Origin of the sequence: Streptosporangium sp. NPDC020072 (assembly GCF_040631445.1) — a bacterium.
Taxonomy (GTDB): domain Bacteria; phylum Actinomycetota; class Actinomycetes; order Streptosporangiales; family Streptosporangiaceae; genus Streptosporangium.
This window is the reverse complement of sequence record NZ_JBEYAB010000013.1, coordinates 153,515-176,970: the sequence shown is the minus strand read 5'-3', so window position 1 is coordinate 176,970 and position 23,456 is coordinate 153,515. Positions and strand designations below refer to the sequence as shown.

Annotated in this window: 28 protein-coding genes; 15 read left to right on the top strand and 13 right to left on the bottom strand. The window is 69.4% G+C overall.

The annotated features are described in order from the left end of the window. Positions 1-481: 481 nt before the first annotated feature. Positions 482-1,081: a choice-of-anchor P family protein gene (locus ABZ470_RS29660; RefSeq protein WP_362915543.1), complete on the bottom strand. Its 600-nt coding sequence runs from the start codon at positions 1,079-1,081 to the stop codon at positions 482-484. 218 nt (positions 1,082-1,299) lie between these two features. After that, positions 1,300-1,497: a hypothetical protein gene (locus ABZ470_RS29655; protein ID WP_362915541.1), complete on the bottom strand. Its 198-nt coding sequence runs from the start codon at positions 1,495-1,497 to the stop codon at positions 1,300-1,302. A 57-nt stretch (positions 1,498-1,554) separates the two neighbouring features. Between ABZ470_RS29655 and ABZ470_RS29650 the strand changes: the two genes are divergently transcribed. Together ABZ470_RS29650 and ABZ470_RS29645 are read left to right on the top strand one after the other, a co-directional pair. Then, complete coding sequence (locus ABZ470_RS29650) at positions 1,555-1,899, top strand: hypothetical protein (RefSeq protein ID WP_362915539.1); 345 nt, start codon at positions 1,555-1,557, stop codon at positions 1,897-1,899. A 334-nt stretch (positions 1,900-2,233) separates the two neighbouring features. Continuing rightward, entirely contained in the window at positions 2,234-2,779 is a 546-nt protein-coding gene (locus ABZ470_RS29645) for a DUF4396 domain-containing protein (RefSeq protein WP_352014950.1), read from the top strand. Positions 2,780-2,850: 71 nt separating this feature from the next. Here the strand turns inward: ABZ470_RS29645 and ABZ470_RS29640 are convergent, their stop codons facing one another. Together ABZ470_RS29640 and ABZ470_RS29635 are read right to left on the bottom strand one after the other, a co-directional pair. Then, entirely contained in the window at positions 2,851-3,543 is a 693-nt protein-coding gene (locus ABZ470_RS29640) for a DUF4386 domain-containing protein (protein ID WP_362915537.1), read from the bottom strand. Positions 3,544-3,651: 108 nt separating this feature from the next. Continuing rightward, positions 3,652-4,026, bottom strand: coding sequence for a nitroreductase family deazaflavin-dependent oxidoreductase (locus ABZ470_RS29635; protein WP_362915535.1), 375 nt, complete (start codon positions 4,024-4,026; stop codon positions 3,652-3,654). 153 nt (positions 4,027-4,179) lie between these two features. On the opposite strand from ABZ470_RS29635, the gene ABZ470_RS29630 reads away from it, so the two are divergent. Then, positions 4,180-4,842 carry a TetR/AcrR family transcriptional regulator gene (locus ABZ470_RS29630; protein ID WP_362915533.1) on the top strand — a complete coding sequence of 221 codons (663 nt, stop codon included), beginning with the start codon at positions 4,180-4,182 and terminating at the stop codon, positions 4,840-4,842. 321 nt (positions 4,843-5,163) lie between these two features. On the opposite strand, the gene ABZ470_RS29625 is transcribed toward ABZ470_RS29630, so the two are convergent. The 3 genes from ABZ470_RS29625 to ABZ470_RS29615 all read right to left on the bottom strand — a co-directional run bounded on the left by ABZ470_RS29625 (position 5,164) and on the right by ABZ470_RS29615 (position 7,674). Then, positions 5,164-5,619 (bottom strand): hypothetical protein, encoded by a 456-nt coding sequence (locus ABZ470_RS29625; protein ID WP_362915531.1) that lies wholly within the window; start codon positions 5,617-5,619, stop codon positions 5,164-5,166. A gap of 176 nt (positions 5,620-5,795) precedes the next feature. After that, positions 5,796-7,103, bottom strand: a complete 1,308-nt coding sequence (locus ABZ470_RS29620; protein ID WP_362915529.1) for an MFS transporter — start codon at positions 7,101-7,103, stop codon at positions 5,796-5,798. 61 nt (positions 7,104-7,164) lie between these two features. Beyond that, positions 7,165-7,674, bottom strand: a complete 510-nt coding sequence (locus ABZ470_RS29615) for a ClpX C4-type zinc finger protein (protein ID WP_362915527.1) — start codon at positions 7,672-7,674, stop codon at positions 7,165-7,167. Between the two features lie 397 nt (positions 7,675-8,071). On the opposite strand from ABZ470_RS29615, the gene ABZ470_RS29610 reads away from it, so the two are divergent. The 4 genes from ABZ470_RS29610 to ABZ470_RS29595 all read left to right on the top strand — a co-directional run bounded on the left by ABZ470_RS29610 (position 8,072) and on the right by ABZ470_RS29595 (position 10,498). Continuing rightward, positions 8,072-8,806 (top strand): hypothetical protein, encoded by a 735-nt coding sequence (locus ABZ470_RS29610; RefSeq protein ID WP_362915525.1) that lies wholly within the window; start codon positions 8,072-8,074, stop codon positions 8,804-8,806. A gap of 18 nt (positions 8,807-8,824) precedes the next feature. Next, a complete protein-coding gene (locus ABZ470_RS29605) occupies positions 8,825-9,328 on the top strand; it encodes a hypothetical protein (RefSeq protein WP_362915523.1) in 504 nt (167 codons plus the stop codon). A gap of 180 nt (positions 9,329-9,508) precedes the next feature. Beyond that, the gene (locus ABZ470_RS29600; protein ID WP_362915521.1) at positions 9,509-9,874 is read left to right on the top strand and encodes a DUF2809 domain-containing protein; all 366 of its coding nucleotides are present in this window, start codon (positions 9,509-9,511) and stop codon (positions 9,872-9,874) included. A gap of 252 nt (positions 9,875-10,126) precedes the next feature. After that, entirely contained in the window at positions 10,127-10,498 is a 372-nt protein-coding gene (locus ABZ470_RS29595; protein ID WP_362915519.1) for an STAS domain-containing protein, read from the top strand. Between the two features lie 121 nt (positions 10,499-10,619). Here ABZ470_RS29595 and ABZ470_RS29590 read toward each other — a convergent pair whose 3' ends face one another. Next, a complete protein-coding gene (locus ABZ470_RS29590; RefSeq protein ID WP_362915517.1) occupies positions 10,620-10,973 on the bottom strand; it encodes a helix-turn-helix domain-containing protein in 354 nt (117 codons plus the stop codon). 202 nt (positions 10,974-11,175) lie between these two features. Between ABZ470_RS29590 and ABZ470_RS29585 the strand changes: the two genes are divergently transcribed. Next, positions 11,176-11,565 carry an STAS domain-containing protein gene (locus ABZ470_RS29585; RefSeq protein ID WP_352014937.1) on the top strand — a complete coding sequence of 130 codons (390 nt, stop codon included), beginning with the start codon at positions 11,176-11,178 and terminating at the stop codon, positions 11,563-11,565. A gap of 250 nt (positions 11,566-11,815) precedes the next feature. Here the strand turns inward: ABZ470_RS29585 and ABZ470_RS29580 are convergent, their stop codons facing one another. Beyond that, positions 11,816-13,165: a carotenoid oxygenase family protein gene (locus tag ABZ470_RS29580; RefSeq protein WP_362915515.1), complete on the bottom strand. Its 1,350-nt coding sequence runs from the start codon at positions 13,163-13,165 to the stop codon at positions 11,816-11,818. Between the two features lie 580 nt (positions 13,166-13,745). On the opposite strand from ABZ470_RS29580, the gene ABZ470_RS29575 reads away from it, so the two are divergent. The 3 genes from ABZ470_RS29575 to arsB all read left to right on the top strand — a co-directional run bounded on the left by ABZ470_RS29575 (position 13,746) and on the right by arsB (position 16,016). Beyond that, positions 13,746-14,432 carry an arsenate reductase ArsC gene (locus tag ABZ470_RS29575; protein ID WP_362915513.1) on the top strand — a complete coding sequence of 229 codons (687 nt, stop codon included), beginning with the start codon at positions 13,746-13,748 and terminating at the stop codon, positions 14,430-14,432. 91 nt (positions 14,433-14,523) lie between these two features. Next, complete coding sequence (locus ABZ470_RS29570; protein ID WP_352014934.1) at positions 14,524-14,865, top strand: metalloregulator ArsR/SmtB family transcription factor; 342 nt, start codon at positions 14,524-14,526, stop codon at positions 14,863-14,865. An 89-nt stretch (positions 14,866-14,954) separates the two neighbouring features. Continuing rightward, entirely contained in the window at positions 14,955-16,016 is a 1,062-nt protein-coding gene (gene arsB / locus ABZ470_RS29565) for an ACR3 family arsenite efflux transporter (RefSeq protein WP_362915511.1), read from the top strand. 293 nt (positions 16,017-16,309) lie between these two features. On the opposite strand, the gene ABZ470_RS29560 is transcribed toward arsB, so the two are convergent. Genes ABZ470_RS29560 through ABZ470_RS29545 form a run of 4 tightly spaced genes read right to left on the bottom strand, consistent with a single transcriptional unit; the run spans position 16,310 to position 20,361 of the window. Beyond that, positions 16,310-17,530: an MFS transporter gene (locus tag ABZ470_RS29560; protein ID WP_362915509.1), complete on the bottom strand. Its 1,221-nt coding sequence runs from the start codon at positions 17,528-17,530 to the stop codon at positions 16,310-16,312. 8 nt (positions 17,531-17,538) lie between these two features. After that, on the bottom strand, positions 17,539-18,381 hold the full coding sequence (locus ABZ470_RS29555) for an alpha/beta hydrolase (RefSeq protein ID WP_352014931.1): 843 nt from the start codon (positions 18,379-18,381) through the stop codon (positions 17,539-17,541). After that, positions 18,378-19,181 carry an alpha/beta hydrolase gene (locus ABZ470_RS29550; protein ID WP_362915506.1) on the bottom strand — a complete coding sequence of 268 codons (804 nt, stop codon included), beginning with the start codon at positions 19,179-19,181 and terminating at the stop codon, positions 18,378-18,380. The genes ABZ470_RS29555 and ABZ470_RS29550 overlap by 4 nt, the downstream gene beginning before the upstream one ends. Positions 19,182-19,206: 25 nt before the next feature. Beyond that, complete coding sequence (locus ABZ470_RS29545) at positions 19,207-20,361, bottom strand: FAD-dependent oxidoreductase (protein WP_362915504.1); 1,155 nt, start codon at positions 20,359-20,361, stop codon at positions 19,207-19,209. 280 nt (positions 20,362-20,641) lie between these two features. On the opposite strand from ABZ470_RS29545, the gene ABZ470_RS29540 reads away from it, so the two are divergent. The 4 genes from ABZ470_RS29540 to ABZ470_RS29525 are packed head-to-tail and all read left to right on the top strand — an operon-like array spanning position 20,642 to position 23,452. Beyond that, entirely contained in the window at positions 20,642-21,853 is a 1,212-nt protein-coding gene (locus ABZ470_RS29540; RefSeq protein WP_362915502.1) for a cytochrome P450, read from the top strand. Further along, a complete protein-coding gene (locus ABZ470_RS29535; RefSeq protein ID WP_352014927.1) occupies positions 21,850-22,047 on the top strand; it encodes a ferredoxin in 198 nt (65 codons plus the stop codon). The genes ABZ470_RS29540 and ABZ470_RS29535 overlap by 4 nt, the downstream gene beginning before the upstream one ends. Beyond that, entirely contained in the window at positions 22,044-23,207 is a 1,164-nt protein-coding gene (locus ABZ470_RS29530) for an FAD-dependent oxidoreductase (RefSeq protein ID WP_362915499.1), read from the top strand. Before ABZ470_RS29535 ends, ABZ470_RS29530 begins: the two co-directional genes overlap by 4 nt. After that, a complete protein-coding gene (locus ABZ470_RS29525; protein WP_362915497.1) occupies positions 23,204-23,452 on the top strand; it encodes a hypothetical protein in 249 nt (82 codons plus the stop codon). The genes ABZ470_RS29530 and ABZ470_RS29525 overlap by 4 nt, the downstream gene beginning before the upstream one ends. Positions 23,453-23,456: the final 4 nt, after the last annotated feature.

The following is a 23,456-nucleotide window of genomic DNA, read 5'->3' as shown; positions in this document are numbered from 1 at the left end:
CGCCGCCGACAAAGGCCCTTCGCGCCATGAACCATGCTGAATCGTCATGGCTCCATTTTGGAGGTGGAAATCGTTTGCCGTGGGCGGTGGGATCGGAAATCTCGTGGACGTTCGCACGCCCCCGCGTTTCGCCACATGAGTGAGGACGTCAAGAACGGAGGGCCGGAGGTTCCACCCGTTTGTCAATATCTCTATTTCATGCTTAATGTCGCCCGTATTACGCGCCGGGCCATTTCCCGATTTCCATGGAGAGACCGGGACGGTGGCCCCGGACGGCCCGGGAGACGGCCCCGCGGACAGGTGAGGCTCCCTTCGCCGACGTCCGCTTCCACGCCACGCGGTGTGACCGGGAGTGCCGGCGCCGGACGGCCGCCCGCTCTCGCCGACCTGAATCGTGTCGTCGCGTCGAGGGCGGATCGCCCGGTCGCGGATCGCGGAGCGTTCGCACGTCCGGGCGGGGCGCTGGAGTGCCGTGGCCGTTCTACGCCAGGCGGGTGCAGGTGACCGAGCCGAGAATGAAGCTGGGGCCGCTGTTCATGGTGATGTGCAGGGCGTTGACGGTGAGGGTACCGTCCGAGGCCCTGACCTGCTGTTCGTTGACGACGGCGGAGCCCCCGTCGAAGGTTATGCGTTCGGGCGCCGGTATGACGCCTTCGCCCGCCACGCTGTTCCCGAAATGGTTTCTCCCCATGCGGACCTCGGACCTGATGCCGGTTCCGGTGGAGGCGCAGGAGGCGCTGAGGTTCTCGACCTCGATGGTTCTGCCGAACGCCAGGATGCCTTTGACCTGGGCTTCGGCCCACAGGGAAGTGCTCTGGCGCTGTGCGGCGACGTGGAACTCCTGGGCGCTGAGGATCTGCATGTACGGCTTGCCGAGGACCCAGGGCCCGCCCCTGGCGGAGGTGGGCCCGGCGGCGGAGTCGGCGTGGGGCAGCGGGCCCGCGGAAAGCGCTCCCTGGGCCCAGACCCCGTAGGCCGTCGCCTTGATGACGGCGGCCGAGGACGGAGCGGCCGGGAACACCGCCGTGAGCAGCCCCACGGCCAGCAAGCCGATCGCGCCGATGTGTCGTCGAGCAGGCACCTTGAGCTCCTTCGCGGTCGTACGTCGAGGGTTTTGTGGGCGACTCCCTACGAGGGCCACCCTCTCGGACCTTAACGTTACGTAGTCGCGTATATCCATGGAGTTCGGAATTCTCGCCGTCGACGACGCCGGACTCCCGGGACCGCCGCCTGACCTGAAGCCGGGGGCGGCCCCGGTGAGGGTCGTCGGTGGTCAGGGCCGTGGTGCGTGGTTCCGGGTCACCGCAGGGCGGTGACCGGTTCGTTGCCGCCGGCCTCCCAGAAGAAGGCGCCGTCCGTGCCGACCGCGTCGCGGCGCACCACCTCGGCGGGGTCCGCGCGGGAGCGCCGTACGGCCATGCGCCGCGTCGAACTCGGCGCCGAAGTCCTGGGGTGGGGCCCCTCCCTGCGGCCGGGCTCATGTTCGACATGGAACACTCACCGTGACTTAATGATTGCGCTCAGTGTTTCCCCTGTTTCGTGAAGAGGAGATCCATGCGTCTGCACTCTGCCGTGGCTGCCGCCGCCGGCGCCCTCATGCTGGTTCTGGCGGTTCCCGGCTCCGCGTCGGCCGCCGTGGGCCAGTTCCGTTACTCCTACAAGACCGCCGACGGGTACGACGCCGTCGGCTTCATCAACAACCCCGAGAGCGGGAGGTGCATCGACATCCGGGGGGCGGGCTCTGACGGCACGTCGGCCTCCTACGCGCCGAAGAACCTGACCGACTCGACGGCCACGGTCTTCCTTGAGGCCGGCTGTACGGGAGCTGCCTTCTACAGCCTGCGCCCCGGCGCGGGCGCTTCGGAACGCCTGCTGGTGCGCTCCGTCGTCTTCTCCTGAAACGCGGCTTCGGGCGCCGTGCTCCGCGGCCTGCGGAGTACGGTGCCGCACCCACCACATGAGGGCGCTCGGCCGGGTGGGCGGCAGGAGGTCCCCCCGTTGCGGGCGCGGCCTCTCGACGAACCGGACCCCTGGCCCCGCCGGATCCTCACGCACACCGACCGGCATGAGCCTGCGGCCCGCACCTCGTCTGTGACCTTCGGGTCGTCCCCGGGTTTTCAGGTGTGGTCGGCGCGTCCGGGGAGCCTTGGGCGGTGGTGGAAGCGTTGCGATATACCCCTAGGGGGTATATCGTCTGTGACGGCAAAGGAAGTACGAAAGACCTGGAGTTCCCATGGCCGAGCAGCACCACGACCACAGTCGGCACGGCATGTCCGGGCAGGCGGGGCACGAGCACGCGGGCCACCACGACCACGACCAGCACGCGCACGCCGGCCACGGCAAGGTCACCTGGCGGATGGCGGCCTCGGCGACCCTGCACTGCCTGACCGGATGCGCCATCGGTGAGGTGCTCGGGCTGGTGATCGCCACCGCGCTGGGCTGGCACACGCTCCCGTCCATCGTGCTGGCCGTCGTGCTGGCCTTCTTCTTCGGCTACCTGCTCACCCTCATCCCGCTTCGCCGGGCCGGGGTGGGTTGGAAGGAGGCGATCACCCTGGCTCTGGCGGCCGACACGGTGTCGATCATCGTGATGGAGATCGTGGACAACGGCGTGATGCTCGTCATCCCCGGTGCCATGGACGCCGGGCTCACCACGGGGCTGTTCTGGGGCGCGCTGGCGGTCGCCCTGCTGGTGGCGTTCCTGGTGACCACGCCGATCAACAAGTGGATCATCGGCAAGGGGCGGGGGCACGCGGTCGTCCACGCCTACCACCACTGACGGGCCCGCCTGCGGTCACGAGCGCCGCAGGCCCGCCACGTCCGTCGCGACAGGGTGGGACGGCCCGCGCGTCAGCCGTACCGGTGGACCGTGGTCGGCGCGTTCGTGGCGAAACCCCTCGTCATCAACCACACGGCGAAGACGAGGCTCTGCAGGCCCAGCGGCGCGTTCATGGCCAGGTAGAGCGGCGTGGCCACGTCGGTCAGGCGAAGCAGTACCAGGAAGCTCGCCGACATGGCCGCGCCGATTCCCAGGAATCCCCATCCGGACAGCCACCGGGGGACGGAACCCGACCGCCACAGAACGCGGAACAGCAGGAGATCTCCGAGGCTCAACGCGATGATCAACGCGACGTGGTTGACCAGGTCGCGTGCCGTCCGCAGCAGCTCGCCCAAGACCTCAAGGTGGGACGCGTCCGAAGCGCCGGCTTCGGCGAACTCATGGCCCAGGACGAGGAACAGGGGCAGGGTGATCACGCCGATGAAGTGGAATGTCGCCGCGATCAGCCTGAACCCGAGGAAACCCAGGCTGAGCGCCTCGTTCTCCGCCCGCAACGCCGGATAGACGCACAACGCGAACCCGACGTAGGCGGGGATCATGATGGACTGGGCGATCGCGCCGACGATGACCTGGCTCTCGTGCGCGGAAACGAGAGTGAGACGGCGTGGCTCATCAAGGGCGGGAACGATGCTCAGCACACCGGCGATCATGCTGACGACGACCAATGTGCCCGCGATCGCGGCTGCCCGCCTGTTCGTATGCATGATGGTTGTCCTGTGATCCCGATGGCGGCGGAGTGGTCGGCGCCGGATCGGCGGGGTTCGGGCTCTCTGAGGGCGCAAGACTGACGCGCAGGTCGAGGACCGCCGGGATCAGCCTGTGAGCAGGTCCATGCGGAGGAACTCGGTGATGCGGAGCGGCTTCGGTGGGCGTGCCACCTCATCGGGGAGGGCCTGGAACGCCTCGTCCTTCCCGACGAGGCGTGGGGCGGTGAGTTCCACCTCTCTCCCGTCGACCCGGAGCCGCGCGTTTCCGGCGGTCAGGACGTTCCGCACCCAGTCGGAGCGCGATCCGTACACCAGAACGAACAGGTAACCGCCGTCGACGGGATGCGCGTCCATCGGCGTGCGGTACGTGGCACCGGAAACGCGGCCGACGTGGATCAGCACCGGCCATCTACCGCCGGCTATCGCGCGGGGGTTGAACACCTTCTTGTTCACGTGTCCCCACCACCTCGGCATCGGCATGGAGATCTCCTTCTCTCGCCCCGGCGGGCGCGTCACAGGTCCGAACCCTGGCCGACGCGAACCCGAAGAGCCTTACGGTAGTAAGGCTGCTTACAGGTGTAAGGTTGGCTTACGCTCGTAAGGCTGTCAACCCGTCCGGACTCCGGAGCCGTCGTGCCACCATCGCAACCGCTCAACAGAGGCCTCGTGCTGGAGGCCGCGATCCGGGTCGCGGATCGCGGCGGCGTGGAGGCGATCACGATGCGCCGGGTGGCGCAGGAACTGGGCGTGGAGGCGATGTCGCTCTACCACCACGTGCCGAACAAAGACGCGATCCTCGACGGCGTGGTCGACATGGTGTTCGCGGCGATCGAGCTACCCGGCGCCGAAGGCGGCGACTGGCGTGAGGCGATCCGTGCGCGTTCCTTCTCCGCACGGGTGATCCTGTCCCGGCACAGCTGGGCTCTCGGCCTCATGGACTCCCGGCGCGATCCGGGACCGGCGACACTGCGTCACCACGACGCCGTCCTGGGCGTCCTGCGTGAGGCGGGATTCACGCTGCCGATGGCCGCGCACGCCGTCTCGCTCATCGACAGCTACGTCTCCGGATTCGTCCTGCAGGAGGCGAACCTGCCGGTGAGGACGCCGGACGATGTCGAGGAGGTGGCGGGCGGCATCCTCCGGCATCTGCCTGCGGAGGAGTTGCCGTATCTCACCGAGATGATCCGTGACCACGCCCTGCAGCCGGGCTACGACCACACCGGTGAGTTCGGCTACGGCCTGGACCTGATCCTGGACGCGCTCGAAGCTCGCCGCGGGGGTCCGCGCTCTCGGTGAGCGTTTCGCTCGCTACCGGCGTGACGGTGCGGTCGGCGCCGCGCACGCGACGGAGACGACGACAGGCCCAGCGAGTCGGTGGACGGCGTCGGCGGACGGACCGTCGTCGTGACCGGTTCTTCGGCGGCGACGGGCGCGGTCTCGGCTGTCCGGGCGTCGGTGGGGGATCCGCAACGGAACCGGAAAGCGCGCTCGGCCGGTTCCCTCGCAGGTCTGCTGATCGATTGAGGCCAAGATGGCGCGGTCAGCAGGAGACGGTCACCGGATCGGAGACCGCCACGGTGTAGCCGCTGTTGCCGCTCCCCGAGACCGGTCCCAGACTCATGACCCTCCCGCTGACGCACTTCGCGACGACGGTCTGCGTGGTGATCCGGCTCGACCCTTCTGGTCGCCCACCCGCGCGTAGTAGAGGGGTTTGATGCCGAATCTGTCTCGCGCCAGCACGAGAGTCCGGCGCTTGCGGTCCCACAGCGCGATGGCGAACACACCCGCGACGTGATCCAGAAAGTGGCGCCCCTCCCGGGCGTAAAGGTGGGCCAGGACCTCGCAGTCGGATCTGGTCCGCAGCGCCACGTCGGGGATCCGGGATTTCTCCAGGTCGCGATGGTCGTACACCTCGCCGTTCGCGATCAGGACGACGGAACCGTCGTCGCTGAGAAGCGGTTGCGTTCCGTTGTCCGGACCCACCAGGGCCAGGCGGCGGAAGGCCGGACCGACCGGCCCGTCCACCATGGTCTCCTCACCGTCGGGTCCCCGATGACCGACGGCGTGGGTCATGCCGAGAACGGCGCAGCGCTCGACCTTCGTGGTCGTCGCATGGTCCTGGAAAGGGTGACCCCGAACGGTTGCGCCCGGGAGGCCTGTGAATTCCGCACCGGCGGGCCAATGGTTCCCCGGCCGGGTGAGTGAGGCGAGGCGAAGAATGACGCTCCTTCCGCGGCGACGCGTCGGAGTCAGTTCGGAGTGGCCGGCTTCCCTTCGTGGAGTTCGTCGAGATCCGTGTCCGGTGAACTGCTTTTTGTGGACGCCCTGCGGGCGAAGGGGTGGAAGCCGCTGCCGGCCAGGAAGAAGACAAGGGCGAAGACCAGCCATCCGCCCAGGTGGAAGGGCAGAATGACAGAGGTCACCGCGAGGGGACCGAGCAGCCCGCCCGCCGCGATTCCGCTGTTGAAAACGCCCTGGTAAGAACCCGGGGTCGAAGGGTCCGCGAGGTCATAACTCAGACTCCAGCCGCCCGCGGAGGACAGGATTTCGCCCAGCGTCAGTGTCGCCGTGCCGACCAGCACCAGCGCGGTGGCCAGCAGCGGGCCGAAGAACGCCGCGGAACCGAGCGCGGCGCAGGAGACGGCGAAGGCCACCGCGGAACGAAAACAGGCGGTGGCGGCCCGGCGCGGATCGTCCAAACCTCGACTGAGGCGTACCTGGAGAAGAATGACCATGACGGTGTTGAGAATCAGACAGCCCGAAATGATGACGGCAGGCGCACTCGTGTTCGTCGTCACCCACAGGGGCAGACCGACTTCCAGGATGGCTATGTGCAGCGCGAGTATCGCGCTGAGTAACGTTATCCCGAGGAACGGCGTGCTTCTGAACGGGTTGGCGCCGGTGCGCCGGACACCCGTCGACGCCGGCTCGCGGTGGCCGGTGATCCGGCGGTGCCCGATCCTGCGGATCAGCACGGCGGTGACGAGGAAGGTCACCGCGTTGACGATCACGATGAGGCGGTAGGCCATCGGGGTGTCGGCCACCAGCGCGATGGCCGCCAGCGCGGCTCCCAAACCCGTCCCGGCATTGCCGACGGCGCGCACGTAGGCACGGCCACGCAGGCGTTCCTCCGGCGGAAAGGCCTCGAAGACGAGAGCGTTGCGCACCGAGATCGCGCCACGGTCCAGGAAGGTCACGACGGCGACGGCCACGAGGAAGGCGGGAAAGGTGTCCGCGAGCAGGTAGGCGAGCACACCGACGCTCTCCAGCACGAGCAGGGCGGTGAGGACCCTGACCAGGCCGAATCGATCGGCGAAGACTCCCATTGGGTAGCCGACGGCGATGCCGCAGAGGCCGCCGAGGGTGAGCCCGACACCGAGCTGCTGCGGAGAGATTCCCTGGACACGGGTGAAAAAGAGGACGCTGGTCGTGACAAAAAGGCCGTTGCCGACCGTATTTATGAAGGTGGCGGTTGAAAGCAGGACCAGGGGCCGGGATCTGAGATGCGCAAGGTTTCCTCGTGAGGTCTGACCTTTGCGTATACGCATGCCAAACATGCTCCTTCCCCGTGCCCGCCCCCACTACACCGCAAAATTTGACAACATGATGCTTCTGTTGTCAATCATCGGCCGATGCCAATGTGCTGCCTTGTTGACAGCGAATTGCGGGTTCGGTTCCCGTCCTGCAGGTGCGCCGCCCCATTGGCCGGTTCGGAACATTGAGCGTACGCGCCGGGCTCTGCACCAGAGGCGTCTTGCCGGAGCCGGTCGGGCCCAGTGGAAGAACATTTGACTTCGTCGGCTCGGCGTCGCTGGGACGCCGTGATGAGGCATTCACCCGGACCCGCTTGTAATGGCTGAAGACGGCGACGGAGAGTGCTTGTTTCGCCCGCTCCCGGCCCACCACGTAGGTGTCAAGAAACGCCTTGATGTCGTGCGGCCTCGGCGGCTCGCCCAAGGGTTGCGCGGAGGCCTCGCCGCGCCGCTCGACGACCGCCTCGTGACACAGCTCGGCGCACCCGTGGCAGATCATCGCCGTCGACGAGTCAATCATTCCGCCCACTTCACGGGCGCTCCTGCCACAGAACGAGCATCTTCGGGAAGAAGACTCCGCGGTGTCGTCAACCACTCGACACACCCCCGGAGAAACGCTTGCCGCAAAGTCGCCGGATGTCTCAGCGTCAGTTTTACACAGATTCTCAGCAAGAGGTAGGCTGAAAAACCTAACCGCGTGGTAATCCACTCCGGCCGGAGTTCACCGTGTGGCCCCCGGCGGTGAAGGCCATTGGTGAAGGTGTTCCTCCACGAATGACGGCGGTGCGGTACGGTATAGTGACCGTGATCTCCGAGCCTGTCCGGCGAACAAGGCGCTTACCGGCATTACCGGGTTATGACCAGCATTACCGTGACGGCGGCTCCCCTGCCGCCGGCCGTCATATTCGTAATCGTCACCGCTCGTGAGCATCGATCCCGGCACACCAGGCGAACCCACCATTCGGCGAGGCTGCGGAGATGCGGAGGGAACAATGTCGCTTGCCATTGACTCGTACGAGCGGCTGGAGACATTGACCGATGACCCCGACATCCTGAACCTCGCATGGACCGTGGACGAGCGCGAGCATCCCGGCGCCGATCCGCTGGAACTCTGCGCGCGGGAACTGTCGGCCGAGGGGTCGGGGGCGTTGCCCTACCTCACCGGCTACCTGGTCAAGGACCCTTACGGCGAGGGCGTTCTCGGACCGGCCGTGGCACGTCATCTCGGTGATCGTTGGGAACCCGTGCCGGTCACCTGCGGCGCCGGGGTGGGGCCTCTGCTGCAGAGTCTGGTCCGCCTCGCCGGTTCGGCGCCCGTGTATGTGGCCGGAGACGTCTACCCCGATCTCCCCCACTGGGTGGAGGCCGCCGACGGGCGATGCGTCGGCGCCGGTGAAAAGCCCGGTGAGAAGCCCGATGACGAGGCGGTGGGCGCCCACGTCGCCCACGTCCGCCGCCACGGCGCCCGGCTTGTCGCCATGGAACGGCCAGCGCTCACCACCGACGGGTTCACCGACCTGGCCGCGGTGAGCGGACTCTGCGCCGAACTGTCCGCGGACGGCGTCGTCGTCCTGGTGGACGAGTCGAACGCCAACTACTGCCCGCCCGGGTTCAGCGCCGCGCCACCGGTGTCACGCACCCCCAATTTGATCGTGGTCCGCGGACCCTCCAAGGCCTTCGGCATGGGGGCCTACGGCTCGGTCACTGCCTGTCCGCCCCGGCGTTGACCGGGGCCCGTCCGCCGGGTGGTGGCTCCTTTGCTCGCGTCGTCGCTGTCACTGCGGCTCGGCGCGGCGATCCTCCGGTCGGGCGATCTCATCGCTCCGCTGCGGCGGCGCATCGCCGAACGGCGAGCCGAAGCCGGTGCCGCGCTGGCCGCCGCGGGCTGGCCGTCGACGACTCCCGCCTTCCAGGCGTTCCTGGTCACCCGCTCGCTGGCCGCAGCGGACGGTTGCCTTGACGACGCCTTGGGCCAGCTCGCCACCGGCGATGTCACCGGCGCCGTGCTGTCGGCACGCCAGGCACTCGGCCATGCCGTCGACGCGCTCCTGGAGAGCCGTGGTGTCTACGGTTCCCAGCTGCCGAAGTGGCGGGCCCGGCGGCTGGCCGAGGCCCGCCTGCCGGACCTGCCGTTCGAGCGGTACCGGGCGCTGGAGACCATGGCGAGCTTCGACCAGGAACGGCCGGAAGCCTGGGTGGAGGAGGTCGTGGTTCTGTGCCGGGCACTGTCGCTCAGGGCCGAGATCTGAGCGCCGTGTCCCATTCATGGATCCGGGCATGGCCGTCCCTTGGGATCAGCGGTACCAGAGGCCCTGTCCACCTCCCACCGCGCGGTCGCTGACCTGACGCGATCGGCGTGCCGCCATAAGGGACGAACTCTATGATCAGGTTCGTCCTGATCGTTGAGATTCGGAGAAGATGTCAGCCTCATGCGCCGCGCCATGGTCCTGCTGGGCGGCGTCGCTCTCGCCGTCGGCGCGTTCGTCCTTCTCTACCGGGGCCCGGGGCAGCCGTTCGTCCGCGGCTACGTGAGCGACGTCAGCGCCACCATGCTGGTCTACGCGTTCCTGGGGCTGCTGTGGCGCACCACCGCCGCACGCCGCGCCCTGGCCACGGCCGCGATCGCCGCCGCCGTCGAGTTCTACCAAGTAGTCGGCATGACCCCGCCGGGTGTCGGCGGTGTCCTGGTCGGCGCGTTCCCCGACCCATGGGACCTGGTCGCCTATGCCATCGGTGTGGTCGCGGCCCTGGCCTGGGAACGTGGATCGGTCCGACCCGGTGACCGGACCGGCTGACGCTCAGGCACCCCCCACCGGCATTTCGGCACGTCATCCGTGAGGTCGGTCGCCACAAGCCCAGGACTCCCGTAGCCACGGTCAGGGGCCGAGCAGGTTCCGTCCGATGAGCCCGGTCACGTTGCAGGGACCGCCATCAGGGGCGACGACACGACTTTTGACGACGCCCTGAGGCGGACAGCAGGCATTGTCGCCCGAGGACGGGGTATCGCACACGGCTCACCGGCCAGGGCGACGAGAGGAAAGAACGAGGTGAGCTCCTCCAGGCAGGACCTGCGGGTTCAGGTGGTCCATCACGGGCACTGCAGCGTGCTGCGGGTCGGCGGCCACCTGGACTTCATCACCGCCCCCACGCTCGCCGGCCACGTCAAGGCGGCCTGGGAGCAGAGCTCGGGACCACGCCTGGTGCTGGAGCTGTCCCGGCTGACCTTCTACGACTCCACCGCGGTAGGCCTTCTGGCCTGGACACGCCAGCGTGTCGAGGACACCGCCACCGGCCGGTTGCTGCTGGTGGGCCTTCCCCACGGCCTGCGGCACCTGCTGGACCAGACCGGCCTGCTGCCGCGCTTCGAGCTGCGCGACAGCGTCGGTCAGGCCGTCGCCGAGTTGCTCGTCTCGGAGTGAGACTCTCGGAGTGAGAGACGGCTCCGGGTGCTCGGCGCCGGGCGTGCGCCGGTCTCATGAGGGATCGGCGCTGCGGGGTCGCGGAGTTGAGGTCGAGAACGACGGCCGACGTGCGCCGGTCTCATGAGGAGATCGGCGCGGGGGTCCTGTGGGAGTCGGCCTGCTCCGGCAGACTCGGGGCGTCGAAGGCGGCGAACAGCTCGACCAGGGCGCGGACCGGGGCGTGGGCCTCGGTGGGGTGACGGAAGCCGCGTTCGAGGTTGAGGTGGTAGCGGTTGCGTCGGCCGACGCGCTCGATGGTGAGATATCCGGCCTGGTGCAGGTCGGCCACGATTCCCTGGACCGCGCGCTCGGTGATCCCGATGCTCTGGGCGATGTCACGCAGCCGGCTTTCCGGGTGGCGTGCGATCTCCAGCAGCACGCGTGCGTGGTGGGTGAGGAAGGTCCAGGAGGAACGATCGGCAGGCCTGTCCATGGCAACCATTGTGCTTTCTGATCTCGGGGTGTGTCCGTCTCCCCGTGAGGGGATCTTCCGCCAGCGGACACCGAATGGTCTTTCCGGAAATATACTTCGGCATTATGGTGGGAGTCAGGTAGTTCTCCCGCGTTGTCTGGACGCTGGATCGATGTTGGAGCACGCCATGCCCGCCTCTCATTCCGGATGCCGTCCTGGTCTGATGACCACGAGCACGTACCTGCTCGACGCCACATTGCTGTGCGTCGTCGGCGAGGTGGACGCGACCACCTCGGCCCAGTTGGAGGCGGCCCTGGTCCAGGCCCGACGGCGGGGCAAGCCGGTCATCGTGGATATGAGCGGGGTGGGCTTCCTGGACAGCGGCGGCCTGACGGTACTGCTGGCCGCCCACATGGCCGCCGAGCGGGAGGGTAGCAGCCTCCACCTGGCCGAACTCCAGCCGATTCCGCTGCGCCTGCTGACGATCACCGGCGTCCTGTCCCTCCTGCACGTGCACACCGGCCTCCAGCACGCCGTCGCCACCGTCTCCGCGACGGTCCCGAAGGCCACGGCCCAGGCGCGACCGTCGGCCAGGGCCGTACCTCCCGCCTGAACGGGCGGTGTTCCGCGACTTTTGCACCACTTTGCACGTAAATATGCAAAGTGGTCACCTTCTGGAGGTGATCTGTAACGCGGCGTGGCCTTGGCTGATGCCGATCCTCTCGGCATGCCCGGCATCGAAAACGCCTGGCGTGCCACCCCGGCTCTACATCGGAATCAGCTGACCACACGCTGCTGTCCGTGGGATCGGCAGGACCATCTGTCAGGACGGGGACGAGAATCCGGTCTGCGCTCCTCGATGCTCAGACCGGAATCCAGTTTCCGTGGAAGCCCGCGGGGACGCGCACCGGGACGTGTACCTCGGCGAGCGGGGGCGCGGCCAGGTCGGCGGCATCCAGGATGGCCAGGTAGCTCGTGCCGGCGCCACGGTCGTGAGCGAACGTCATCAGGAAGCCCTCGTTCTCACCGGTCCCGGCCCGGGGCACGAAGACGGCCTCGCCGCAGGTGTGGCCTGGAGGGAGGCGGTGCACCGCCCGTTCGCCGCCGCCGGTGAGGTCGTAGGCGTAGATCTCCGACCGCTCAGGCTCGGCGTCCAGGGAGAAGCTCGTCGTGTAGCCGTAACGGTGGGGCAGTCCGAGCATCGAGTCGGCCACACGGGGGTATTCGCTGGGCGCGTCGTCGAGCGCCTCCTCGGTGACCGTGCCCGACCTCAGGTCCAGCGTCCAGCGGTACACGATCGGGAGCCCGCCCTCCAGGTCGTCGGCGCCGCCGTGCCACAGCGTGGGGACGCGGGTGCCGGTGACGGTGATCGTGTCGCCCCGCGGGTCCTCGAAGGCGTTCATGGTGTGCCACACGTAGCACGGGACGACGTCGAACCAGCGTACGGGCGCGTCGTCGCCGGCCGTACGCGCCAGCACGCCGAACCGGGCGCGGTGCGCGTCGTCCCAGCGCCACGGCGGCCCGCCCGCAGCCGCCTGGGCGGGGTCGAAGACGACCGGCAGGTCCATGAAGATCACGTGGTTGCGGGTGATGGCGAAGTCGTGCGTCATCGTCGCCCGCGGCACGTCCACGACCCGCCTCTGCACCACTTCGCCGGCGGCCGTGGCGCGGTAGTAGGTCAGGTACGGCGGGCGCAGCTGGTAGCCGAAGAACAGCAGCTCACCGGTGATCGGGCAGGCCTTCGGGTGCGCGGTCATCGGGGTCCGCAGGGCCCCGCCGAAGGTGTACGCCCCGATCGTTGCGAGGTCCGGCGTCACCTCGTACGGGAAGCCGCCCTCCTCCAGGGCGAACAGCCGGCCCGCGTGCGTGATCAGGTGGGTGTTGGCGGTGGTGACGCGGTAGTCGATCCGGCCGGTCTCCTGGTTGAAGGCGAGGGCGAAGCGGGACCGGCCGGGGTTCCCGTGGAGCGGCGTGCGCACGTACCGGTTGCGGTACCAGCGCGCCCTGCCGCCCTCCAGCGCGATGGTGTGGATCATGCCGTCGCCCGCGAAGGAGTGCGGCGACCAGCCGGTGCGCGGGTTGGGCCCGTTGCGGAAGAACTGCCCGCCCAGCTCGGCCGGGATCTCGCCGACGACCTTGGACGGTTCCAGGGTCGCCTCCTCGGCGACGGGGGCGTTGTTGCCCGCGAGATGCAGCGGCACCGTTTCGGACATGCGGGAACTCCTGTCGGCATGGGGTGGGGACGCCGACAACCGTGCACGAGAAAATGCGTGGACAACAGTCTTGTTCTTCCCGCCCGCCTCAGCCGCCCGACAGAGCCCCAGGTGAGAGCCGCCTCAGAAAACCCTGGGTGGAGCCGCCGCGAGAACATGGGAGGTCCTCAGACGGGGCGAGGATCGACGGCGGCCGGTTTCACCCTCGGCCCCGCGGACGGTGTGGCCGCCGAGGATTTCGCAGATCCCGGCCAAGCCGCGTTGCGGATCGCACCTGGAGGTGACCTGCCCCTGCCCGGCCTGGAGGGCGGCCGTCGTTCGCCCGCCCGCGAGCCCCGGCGCTTCGCCGTACGGGGCCGGAGTGCTGCGGGCGGGAGCTTTTTCCCGAAGGCCCTGGGCGGAGGGGGAGGGCGACAGGCAGGGAGTTCGGCCAGGTGCGGGCTGCCCGCGTCGGGGAGCGCGAGGTGAGGCAGGGCTGTTCACGCGCCGCTCGCCCCGACTAGAATCGACGAGTATCAATATCGACAGAAGTCGAATTCGACAACCATCGATTCCATGAGGGCGTTCAGGGAGCGTTGCCGTGACCGGTACCTACAAGCGCGACGATCTGACCATCGACCAGCACCTGGCCCTGACCACCGCGGCCCGCCGGCTGAGCGAGGAGTTCGCCGGCCTCTTCGGCGCCGAGACGATCGAGCGGTTCCTGCACACCGGCTACGACCGGTTCGCCGGCAAGGCCGCGGTGGCCGACTTCCTGCCGCTGCTGGCCGAGCGCTTCGCCCGTCAGCGCCTGTACGCCCTGGCCCGCATCGAGGGCCGCTCCGACGGGCGGCCGATCGTGCTGTTCCTGTGCGTGCACAACGCCGGTCGCAGCCAGATGGCACTGGGCTTCTTCGAGCACCTGGCCGGTGGGCGCGCCGTGGCCTGGTCGGGCGGTTCGGAGTTCGCCTCCGAGATCAACCCCACCGCGATCGCCGTCATGGCCGAGGTCGGCATCGACATCTCCAAGGGGTTCCCCAAGCCGTGGACCGAGGAGATCGTCCAGGCCGCCGACGTCGTGGTCACCATGGGCTGCGGGGACGCCTGCCCGATCTTCCCCGGCAAGCGTTATGAGGACTGGAAGGTCGACGACCCGATGGGCAAGGGGCCGGAGTGGGTGCGCCCCATCCGGGACGAGATCGAGCGCCGGGTGCGCGTCCTGCTGGCCGATCTCGGCGTGCCGGCATCCGACCCGGCGCCGCCCTCCGCGCCTGGTCCGCACCGCTGACCCGGCCGCTCACACCGCTTATGTATAGATGGATGTCAATATAGATAAACTCGGAAACCGTTACCGGCCGGGGTGGCCGAAAGGGGAGACGATGGAGCCGCTGGAGCTGTTGGAGTGCGGTTCGCCGCTGACGCGCGAGCCGTTGAACGCCGATCAGGCGGCTGCCGTGGCCCGGGTGTTCAAGGCGCTGGGGGATCCGGTGCGGCTGCGGATCCTGTCGATCGTGGCCAGCCACGCCGGTGGCGAGGCGTGTGTGTGCGACATCACCGGCGCCTTCGACGTCTCCCAGCCCACCATCAGCCACCACCTGAAAGTCCTCAAAGAAGTCGGACTGCTGGTCTCGGAGCGGCGCGCCTCGTGGGTGTACTACCGCCTGGTGCCCGAGACGCTGGCCGAGCTGTCCGGCCTGATCACCGTCCCCGCTCCCGCCTGACCGGCTTCGAAGGAACCCTCATGCCCACCTCGCCCTCGTCGTCATCGTCTGCCGGTGTATCGGATTCCGCCACGGCGAAGCGGGCGGGGGTGATCGGCGCCCTGTCGACGCTGGACCGGTTCCTGCCGGTGTGGATCGGGGTCGCGATGGCGGCAGGGCTGCTGCTCGGCCGGGCCGTACCCGGCCTGAACGCCGCTCTGGAGGCGGTCAAGGTCGCCGGGATCTCGTTGCCGATCGCCCTGGGACTGTTGCTGATGATGTACCCGGTGCTGGCCAAGGTCCGCTACGACCGGCTCGGCGCCGTCACCGGCGACCGCCGCCTGCTCCTGTCCTCCCTGCTGCTGAACTGGGTCGTCGGCCCGGCGCTGATGTTCGCCCTGGCCTGGACCCTGCTGCCCGACCTGCCCGCCTACCGCACCGGGCTGATCATCGTCGGGCTGGCCCGCTGCATCGCCATGGTGCTCATCTGGAACGACCTGGCCTGCGGCGACCGGGAGGCCGCCGCCGTCCTGGTCGCGATCAACTCCGTCTTCCAGGTGGTCGCCTTCGCCGCGCTGGGCTGGTTCTACCTGCAGATCCTGCCCGGCTGGCTCGGACTTGGTGAAGGGGCCGCGCTGCAGATCTCCGCCTGGGACATCGCGCAAAGCGTGTTGATCTTCCTGGGCGTCCCGCTGACCGCCGGATACGTCTCCCGCAAGCTCGGCGAGCGCTCGAAGGGCCGCCAGTGGTACGAGGAGCGGTTCCTGCCCAGGATCGGGCCCGTCGCCCTGTACGGCCTGCTGTTCACCATCGTCGTCCTGTTCGCCCTCCAAGGGCACACCATCGGTGAACGGCCCGGCGACGTGACCCGGATCGCACTGCCGCTGCTGGTCTACTTCGCTGTGATGTGGGGCGGTTCGTTCCTGTTCGGGCGGGCGATCGGCCTGCCGTACGACCGCACCGCGACGTTGGCGTTCACCGCGGCGGGCAACAACTTCGAGCTGGCCATCGCGGTGGCCATCGGGGTGTTCGGCGTCACCTCCGGTCAGGCCCTGGCCGGGGTGGTCGGCCCGCTCATCGAGGTGCCCGTCCTGGTGGCGCTGGTCTATGTGAGCCTGGCCGGCCGCCGCCTGTTCGGCGCCCCGCCCCTGGAGGGTACGGCTCACCGCTGAGGAGCCCGCCGCCTGGATGGCGAACGCCACCCGGACCTGACCGAACTGACGCCTTCCTGGGGCCGAGCAGAGGAGGTCGACACGGTGATGAGCGCCCTTGGCGACATGTCCCGGATCCGCCGGGTCTCCCGGAACACCGGATGGCAGCCCCCTGAGCCTCAGCAGGGCGGGATCAGGAACCGGAAGGCGGGGCGGCGGCCATCGAGGTCACGGAGCCTTCGGCGAAGCCGGTTCGAGCGCGGCGGCTCCGCGCCCACCGGCAGGAGGAGCAGCCGGTGCGGACAGGGCCAAAGTCAGGCGTCGGAGGCGGTGGGGAGCGGGGGATTCCGCCGTCCGGTGCGTCGGGTTTCACCGTTGAGCATGGCCAGGAACGCGCAACCGATGCTGAGCACGCCGAGCACCGACCAGGCCAGCGGGTAGCCCGCCGTGGGGGCGAGCTCGCCGAACAGGTACGGCAGGGCGAACCCGCCCACCGCCGAGATCGTCAGCATCAGCCCGAAGGCGGTGCCGATGTTCTCCTGCGACAGCCCTGGCCGGTCGCCGGGGATGGTCTGCCACACGGCCAGCGCGAAGTTGAACATGAAGCCGACACCCATGGCGGGCACCCAGAACCAGCCGGGTCCGCTCAGCGGCACGAGCAGGACGAACACCCCTTCGGTCACGGCCGCCGCGACGAAGACGTTACGTCGGCTGGACAGCCGGTCACTGATCCAGCCGCCCGCCACACTGCCGGGCACACCGGCGATCCCGATGAGGAAGGCGGCCAGGGCCACCTCGCCGGCGCCGACGTGCCTCTGGTCGAGCCCGTAGCCGGCGATCAGCTGGGAGCCGGCGATGAAAGCGCCGTAGGCACCGAGGAAGGCGGCGCCGTACAGCCAGATGCCACGGTTCATGAGGCTCTCGCGCAGGGCGGCACGGGTCAGCCGAATGCCACGCAGGTGGTCGCCGTCGGCGGGGACCCGGAAGGCGGCGGCGGTCACCACGCCGACGACGACGCACAGGGCACCCCCGGCGACCAGCGCCGTGCGCCAGCCGAACGCGTCGGTGAGGTCGCGCCAGGTGTACAGACCCGCGGCGGAACCGACGCTGAAGCAGGCGGAGGTGATGCCCAGGGCCAGTGCGTGGTGCCGATTCCGGAACCAGACGCTGACGGCCGCGACACCCACGGCCGCGAACACCGAGGCGCCGACACCGCACAGCACGCGGAAGACGAGCAGGGTGGCGAAGTCGTTCGCGGTGGCGGAGAGGATGACGGCGGCGCCCTCGACGGTGAGGCCGAGGGCGAGTACCCAGCGCATGCCCATGCGCGTCGCCAGCACCCCACCCGGGATGTGGAAGACGCCGTAGCCGATGACGAACACGGAGATCAGTAAGGTGACCTGGGGGATGTCCAGCTGGAAGGTCTCGCTGATCTGGCCGAATCCGGCGGCGATGTTGAACCAGTTGGTCGTCATCGCGACGAATCCGGCGGAGACGATCGCCAGCATCCACCATTTGCGGGACGGGCGGTCCATGCAGCCTCCTAAAGGGGGGTGAAGAGGCCGAGCAGGGCACGACTGAGTGCGGAGTCCTGCCGGGTGAGTTCCAGCACGATGTCGTAGTGGTTGACCTCCGGCACGACCAGCAGTTCGGGGCCGGTGCCCCAGGCCTGGTGGAACCGGATGTTCTGGTCGACGAAGCCGGAGCCGTCGTGCTCGGCGACGGCGAAGACCGCGGGCGGGCGCCGGACCGGAAGGCGCAGCGCGGGGCTGAGCGCGGCGGCCCGAGCGTCGTCGAGCCCGAGCCACTCGTTGGCGAAGCTGTGGACCAGCGGCCTGATGTCGAACAGCCCGCTGATCGGCAGGGCCGCCTTGACCACGTCCCGGGGCAGGCCGAGCGGCTCCTGCCAGTCGTCGAGCATGAGCATCCCGGTCAGGTGCCCACCGGCCGAACTGCCGCCGACGACGATGCGGTCGGGGTCGAGCCCGTGGCGTGCGCCTTCGCGGTGGACGAAGGCCACGGCCGCGCGGACCTGGCGGACGATCTCCTCCAGCGTCGCCCGTGGCGCGAGCGTGTAGTCGACCACGACGGTGGCGATGCCCTGCTCGTCCAGCATGCGCGCCATGAAGGCGGAGTCGGCGCGGGACAGGGCCCGCCAGTAGCCGCCGTGCACGAAGACGAAGACGGGCCGGGGCCGGTCGCCGACGCCCCAGACGTCCAGCCGTTCGCCGCTGACGTGGTCGTAGACGAGGCCCGGGTGACCGCGCAGCCCGTCCACCGCCGACTCCGACCACGCCCGGTAGAGCCGCATGTTCTCGTCGAAGACCGGCACGGGCACGGTCGCCCGCACGTTGTAGGCGCGGTCGGTGTCCTGCCCGAGACTCACCGGCCGACCGAGGCGGCGAACTTCTCGACGAGTCCGGCGAGTACGGCGGGCGACTCCAGCGTCGGGAAGTGCGTCTGCCCAGGGATGCGGTGCGGCCGGAACCACGGGTTGGCCGAGGCGAACTCCCGCTGGACGGCCTCGTAGTCCGGCAGGCTCGGCTGCGAGAACAGGTGCGCGATCGGCCGCCGTACCTTCAACGCCGCCATCCTGCGCAGCGGGGAACCCCAGGTCGCGTAGGCGTTCTCGATGACCCGGCAGGAACGGGCCCACATGTCGAAGTCGAAGGAGGCCATCTCGTCGTCGAGGTGGCGGGCGACCGCCGGATGCGCGGTGCCGCCGAGCCAGAAGTCGAACAGCCGCTGCCGACCGGCGAGCCAGAGTTCGGGGTCCTGGATGTCGCGCAGGTCCTGGACGAACTCCGGCCAGGCCTCCACCATGATCCAGTCGATGACGACGGAACCGGGTACCCGATCGGGGCTCAGCCGGTCCGTGATCTCCATGTTGGCCCAGCCACCGTGCGAGGTGGAGACCGGCACGAACCGGTCGACGCCGAGGGCGTCCATCAGCTTGATCACGTCGGCGGCCTGTTCGGCGGGCCCGAAGTCGGCCTCGACCGAGCGGACGGCGCCGTGCCCGCGCCAGTCGGCGCGGATCACCCGATGGTTTTCGGCCAGCAGGGGGAGCACGTGGTCGAACAACCGGTGGTCCTGGCACCACCCGCTGACGAGCACCAGCGTGGGACCGGTGGTCCCGGTGACGTCGTAGTCGATCGGGTTGCCGTCGAGGACCAGGGTTTCCATTGATCTTCCTTCCGTCGGCGTGCGGTCACGCCGGAAAACGGTTCATACCGGTGGGGATGGTGGTCGCGGCGCGCATGCGCATCCTGGCGAGCGAGCGTGAGCGGTTCATCACGGCCAGGAGAGCCGCACGCGGGCGGTCGGGCAGGGGGTTGAGGTGGCCGAGCCGATAGGAGAAACGCTGGGTGTGCTGGATCACCGGCCGTTCGGCGGCCTCCCAGCGGCGCAGCCGCGTCTCCAGGTCGCCCTCGCCGAAGGTGACCGCCTCCGCGAGGCCGAGCGCGTTCATCATCGCGCAGCCGCCGCCCTGGCCCAGGTAGGGAGGCTGGGCGTGCGCGGCGTCGCCGAGCACCGAGACCACCCCGGCCGACCATCGCCTGAGCTCCAGGAACTCGAACCGGTCCCAGCGGCTTTCCGTGTCGAGACACCCGATGAGTTCCTCCAGCAGGGGGAACGACCGGAGCCAGGTGTCCTTGTCGAGCGGGACCCGCCGGGCGTGCTCGTCGCCGGTGGAGCAGACCAGCGCGACGTAGAGCCGGTCGGCGCTGGAGGGGGTGTAGAGGATCCGGCGGCTGCCGGAGAAGTACTCGATGTACTTCGCCTCGTCCGCCGGGGCGACGAAGCCGGGGCGGCGCGGGACGAGCATCCGTGCCGCGCCCTGCGGCATGCGTACCCGTCGGCGCAGCAGGCCGAGCGAGTCCCGCAGCCGCGAGTTCACCCCGTCGGCCGCGACGACCAGGTCGCTCCGCCGCCGGGTGCCGTCGGCGAACTCCACCTCGCCGTCCGGCGTCGCGGCGACCGCCGTGGAACCGGTGACGATCTCCACCCCGGCTCGGACCGCTGCGCCCGCGAGCGCGTCGATCAGCCTCCGGCGCAGGATCGTGTAGAGCTCGGGCCCGTGCTCGCCGTTGATGGGGATGCTCTCGACGACGTGGCCGTGCCGGTCACGGCTCTCCGCGACCGGGCCGAGGTGGGCGCCCTCGACCGCCTCGTCGAACACGCCCAGGGCGCGCAGGACCGACAACCCGTTGCCCCACAGGTAGATGCCGGCGCCGATCGCTCTGATCTCCGGATCGCGCTCGTGTAACCGGACGGTCCAGCCGCGCTGCGCCAGCGCCGCCGCCGCGGTCAGCCCGCCGAGACCCGCGCCGATGACCTGGGCGTGTCGTGTTGCGCTGGACACCGCTCACCTTTCTCCCGTTCTGAGCCGTTCAGGTGATGCTGTCCCCGAAACCCCGTGTCCGGCCAATGCCTAATCACGCCTGAGCTATGTCGGGATTGACCTATGCCGAGACGGTCATAGGTCGGAGCGGAACCGACATTGGTCAGCGCTCGCCCGGCGAGAGACCATGAAGGACCCCCATACCCCACGGTGGTGTTGCGGGAGTCCGCAGTCGGAACGGGCGTCATCGAACCGCCGCTGCCCCCAGTTCTCTGACCTCGGCCCGTGCGGCCGTCGAGCGATGTCAAAGCCGTCGAAGACAGGGAGGTGCGCCATCGTCCCCGTATATGCCGAGGACCTGTACACAGAAGAGGCGATCCTCGATCCGTACCCGCACTACCGCGCGCTGCGCGACCTCGGCCCCGTGGTGTGGCTGGAACGGCACGAGGCCTACGCGCTGCCGCGCTACGCGCAGGTGCGGGCCGTACTCGGGGATGACGAGACCTTCCGCACCGGCGGCGGCGTCTCGCTCAACGAGCGCTACAACGAACTCCTGCGCGACTCCATGTTCGCCAGCGACGGTGAACGCCACACGTTCCTGCGTGGCCTCGTCGGGCACAAGCTGACGCCGAAGGCGCTGCGGCCGATGAGAGGCCGTGTCGAGGAGGCCGCCGTCGCCGCGGTGGAACGGGTGATCGCGCGAGGTTCCTTCGACTCGGTGGGCGACCTGGCCCGTGACATGGTCATGGCGATCGTGCCGGACTTCATCGGCATCCCCGAGGAGGGGCGCGAGCACCTCATCGACTGGGCCACCGCGAACTTCAACTGTCACGGCCCGCTCAACGAACGCGCCGAGGCCGCGCTGGCGGTCTCCGGCCGGATGGCCGAGTACGCCTCCCGGCTGGTGACCGAGCGGTCCCCGCGACCCGGTGGTCTGGCGCACTGCGTCCTGGACGCCATGGACGACGGGCGGGTCGACCGGGAACAGGCGATCTCCTTGATGATCGACTACCTTGTGCCCTCCCTGGACACCACGGTCACCGGGCTGAGCTCGGCGATCTGGCTCTTCTCCCGGCATCCCGACCAGTGGGACCTGGTCAGGAACGATCCGTCACTGGTGGCGACGGCGTTCAACGAGGTGATCCGCTTCGAGACCCCCGTCCGCCAGTTCGGCCGCCGGGTGGCGCGCGACACCGAGATCGCCGGCGTGCCGATTCCGGCCGGCGCCCAGGTGCTGGTGATGTTCGCCTCGGCCAACCGCGACGAACGGCAGTGGGAGCGTCCGGAGGTTTTCGACGTGACCCGCAACCCCGTCGAGCACGTCGGCTTCGGGTACGGCGCGCACGGCTGCGCGGGGCAGGGGCTGGCCCGCCTGGAGGCGCAGGCCGTCCTGAAGGCCCTCGCCCAGCGGGTGACCGGGTTCGAGGTCTCCGGCGAGCGCAGGACCGTCAACAACCTGATGCGCGCTTTCGACACGTTGCCCACCCGGGTGATCCAAGGAGTACGTCCATGAAAGTGATCGTCGACTACGACCGGTGCGAGGGACACGGCATGTGCGAGGAGCGCGCCGGCGACATCTTCCGTCTCGACGACGCCGGTGATCTGCACTTCTCCTACGAAGGGGAGGAGATTCCCGCCAGGCGCGAGGCCGACGCGAAGGCGGCGGCCGGGGTCTGCCCGGTGGCGGCGCTGAAGATTGTGTCGTGACGGCGCTCCGACACGTCGCGATCGTCGGCGGCTCACAGGCCGGAGTGACGGCGGCCAACACGCTTCGCACCGCCGGGTTCGACGGCCGCATCACCCTCTACTCCGCCGAGGAACGCCCGCCGTACAGCCGGCCGCCGCTGTCCAAGGACATCCTGCTCGGGAGAGGCGACGCCGCGTCGGCCGACCTCCACGTGGAGGAGGGCGTCGAGCTGCGGCTCGGGGTGCGGGCGACCGGGCTCGACGCGCGTGCGCGGCGGCTGCGACTGTCCACGGGGGAGGAGGCCGGATACGACGGCCTGGTGATCGCCACCGGTGCACGGGCGCGCTCCCTCGCCAGGACGCCCGAGGACGCGACAGACGAGCTGCGGCTGCGGACCATGGACGACGCCCTCGGCCTGCGCGAGCGGCTGAAGGGCTCCGGATCGGTCGCGGTGGCGGGAGGCGGCCCGCTCGGCATGGAGATCGCCTCCGTCTGCCGGGACCTGGGCCGCGACGTGACCGTGGTCGACTTTCTCCCGCCGATGCGCCGGCAGGTCGGCGGCTACCTGGCCGCGCTGATCACGGAGGCGGCGCGCGACGCGGGCGTCCGCTTCGTCCAGACGGCCGGACCCGCGCACGTCGCCGGCCACGCGGTGGTGTCCGGCGAGCACCGGGTCGCGGCCGACGTGGTGGTCACGGCCGCGGGCGAGCTTCCGAACGTCGAATGGCTGTCCGGCTCCGGTCTGATCCACGCGGACGGTCTGTTCGTCGACCACCGGCTGTGGGCGGCTCCAGGCGTCGTCGCCGCCGGAGACGTGGTGCTCCTGCCCACCCCGGTGGGGCCCGTGCGAACCCCGCTGTGGACCAACGCCCTCGACCAGGGCAAGGCCGCGGCGACGACACTGCTGACCTCGAAGTCCGCGCCCGCCTACCAGGCGCGGCCGTACTTCTGGACCGAGCAGTTCGGACTGTCCATCAAGGTGTGCGGAACCATCCCGGGCGACGCGCCACCGGTGGTCGTCACCGGTGACCGGGCCGAACGCGCACTCGTCCTACAGTGGCTGTCGGGCGGAGTGCCCGTCGCGGCGGCCACCGTCAACCACCGCATGCCCGTGGCCGGACTGCGGCGGCTGGCCACCGCGGACTCCACGCTCTCCCCCAGCAGACGAGGTAACCAATGAGTGCGAAGCGCACCGTCATCTCCGGCGGCCTGATCATCAGCATGGACCCCGAACTCGGGGACGTCACCGGCGGCGCCGTACTGATCGAGAACGACCGGATCGTCCAGGTGGCCAGGTCGGCGGACGAACCGGCAGGCGTGGACGCCGAGCGGATCGACGCCACCGATGACCCCGCCCGCATCAGAACGGCCAGTGGCGGTGACCCGAGCCCGGGCGGCTCGTCGACGCCACTGGCCGTTCGGTGACCGC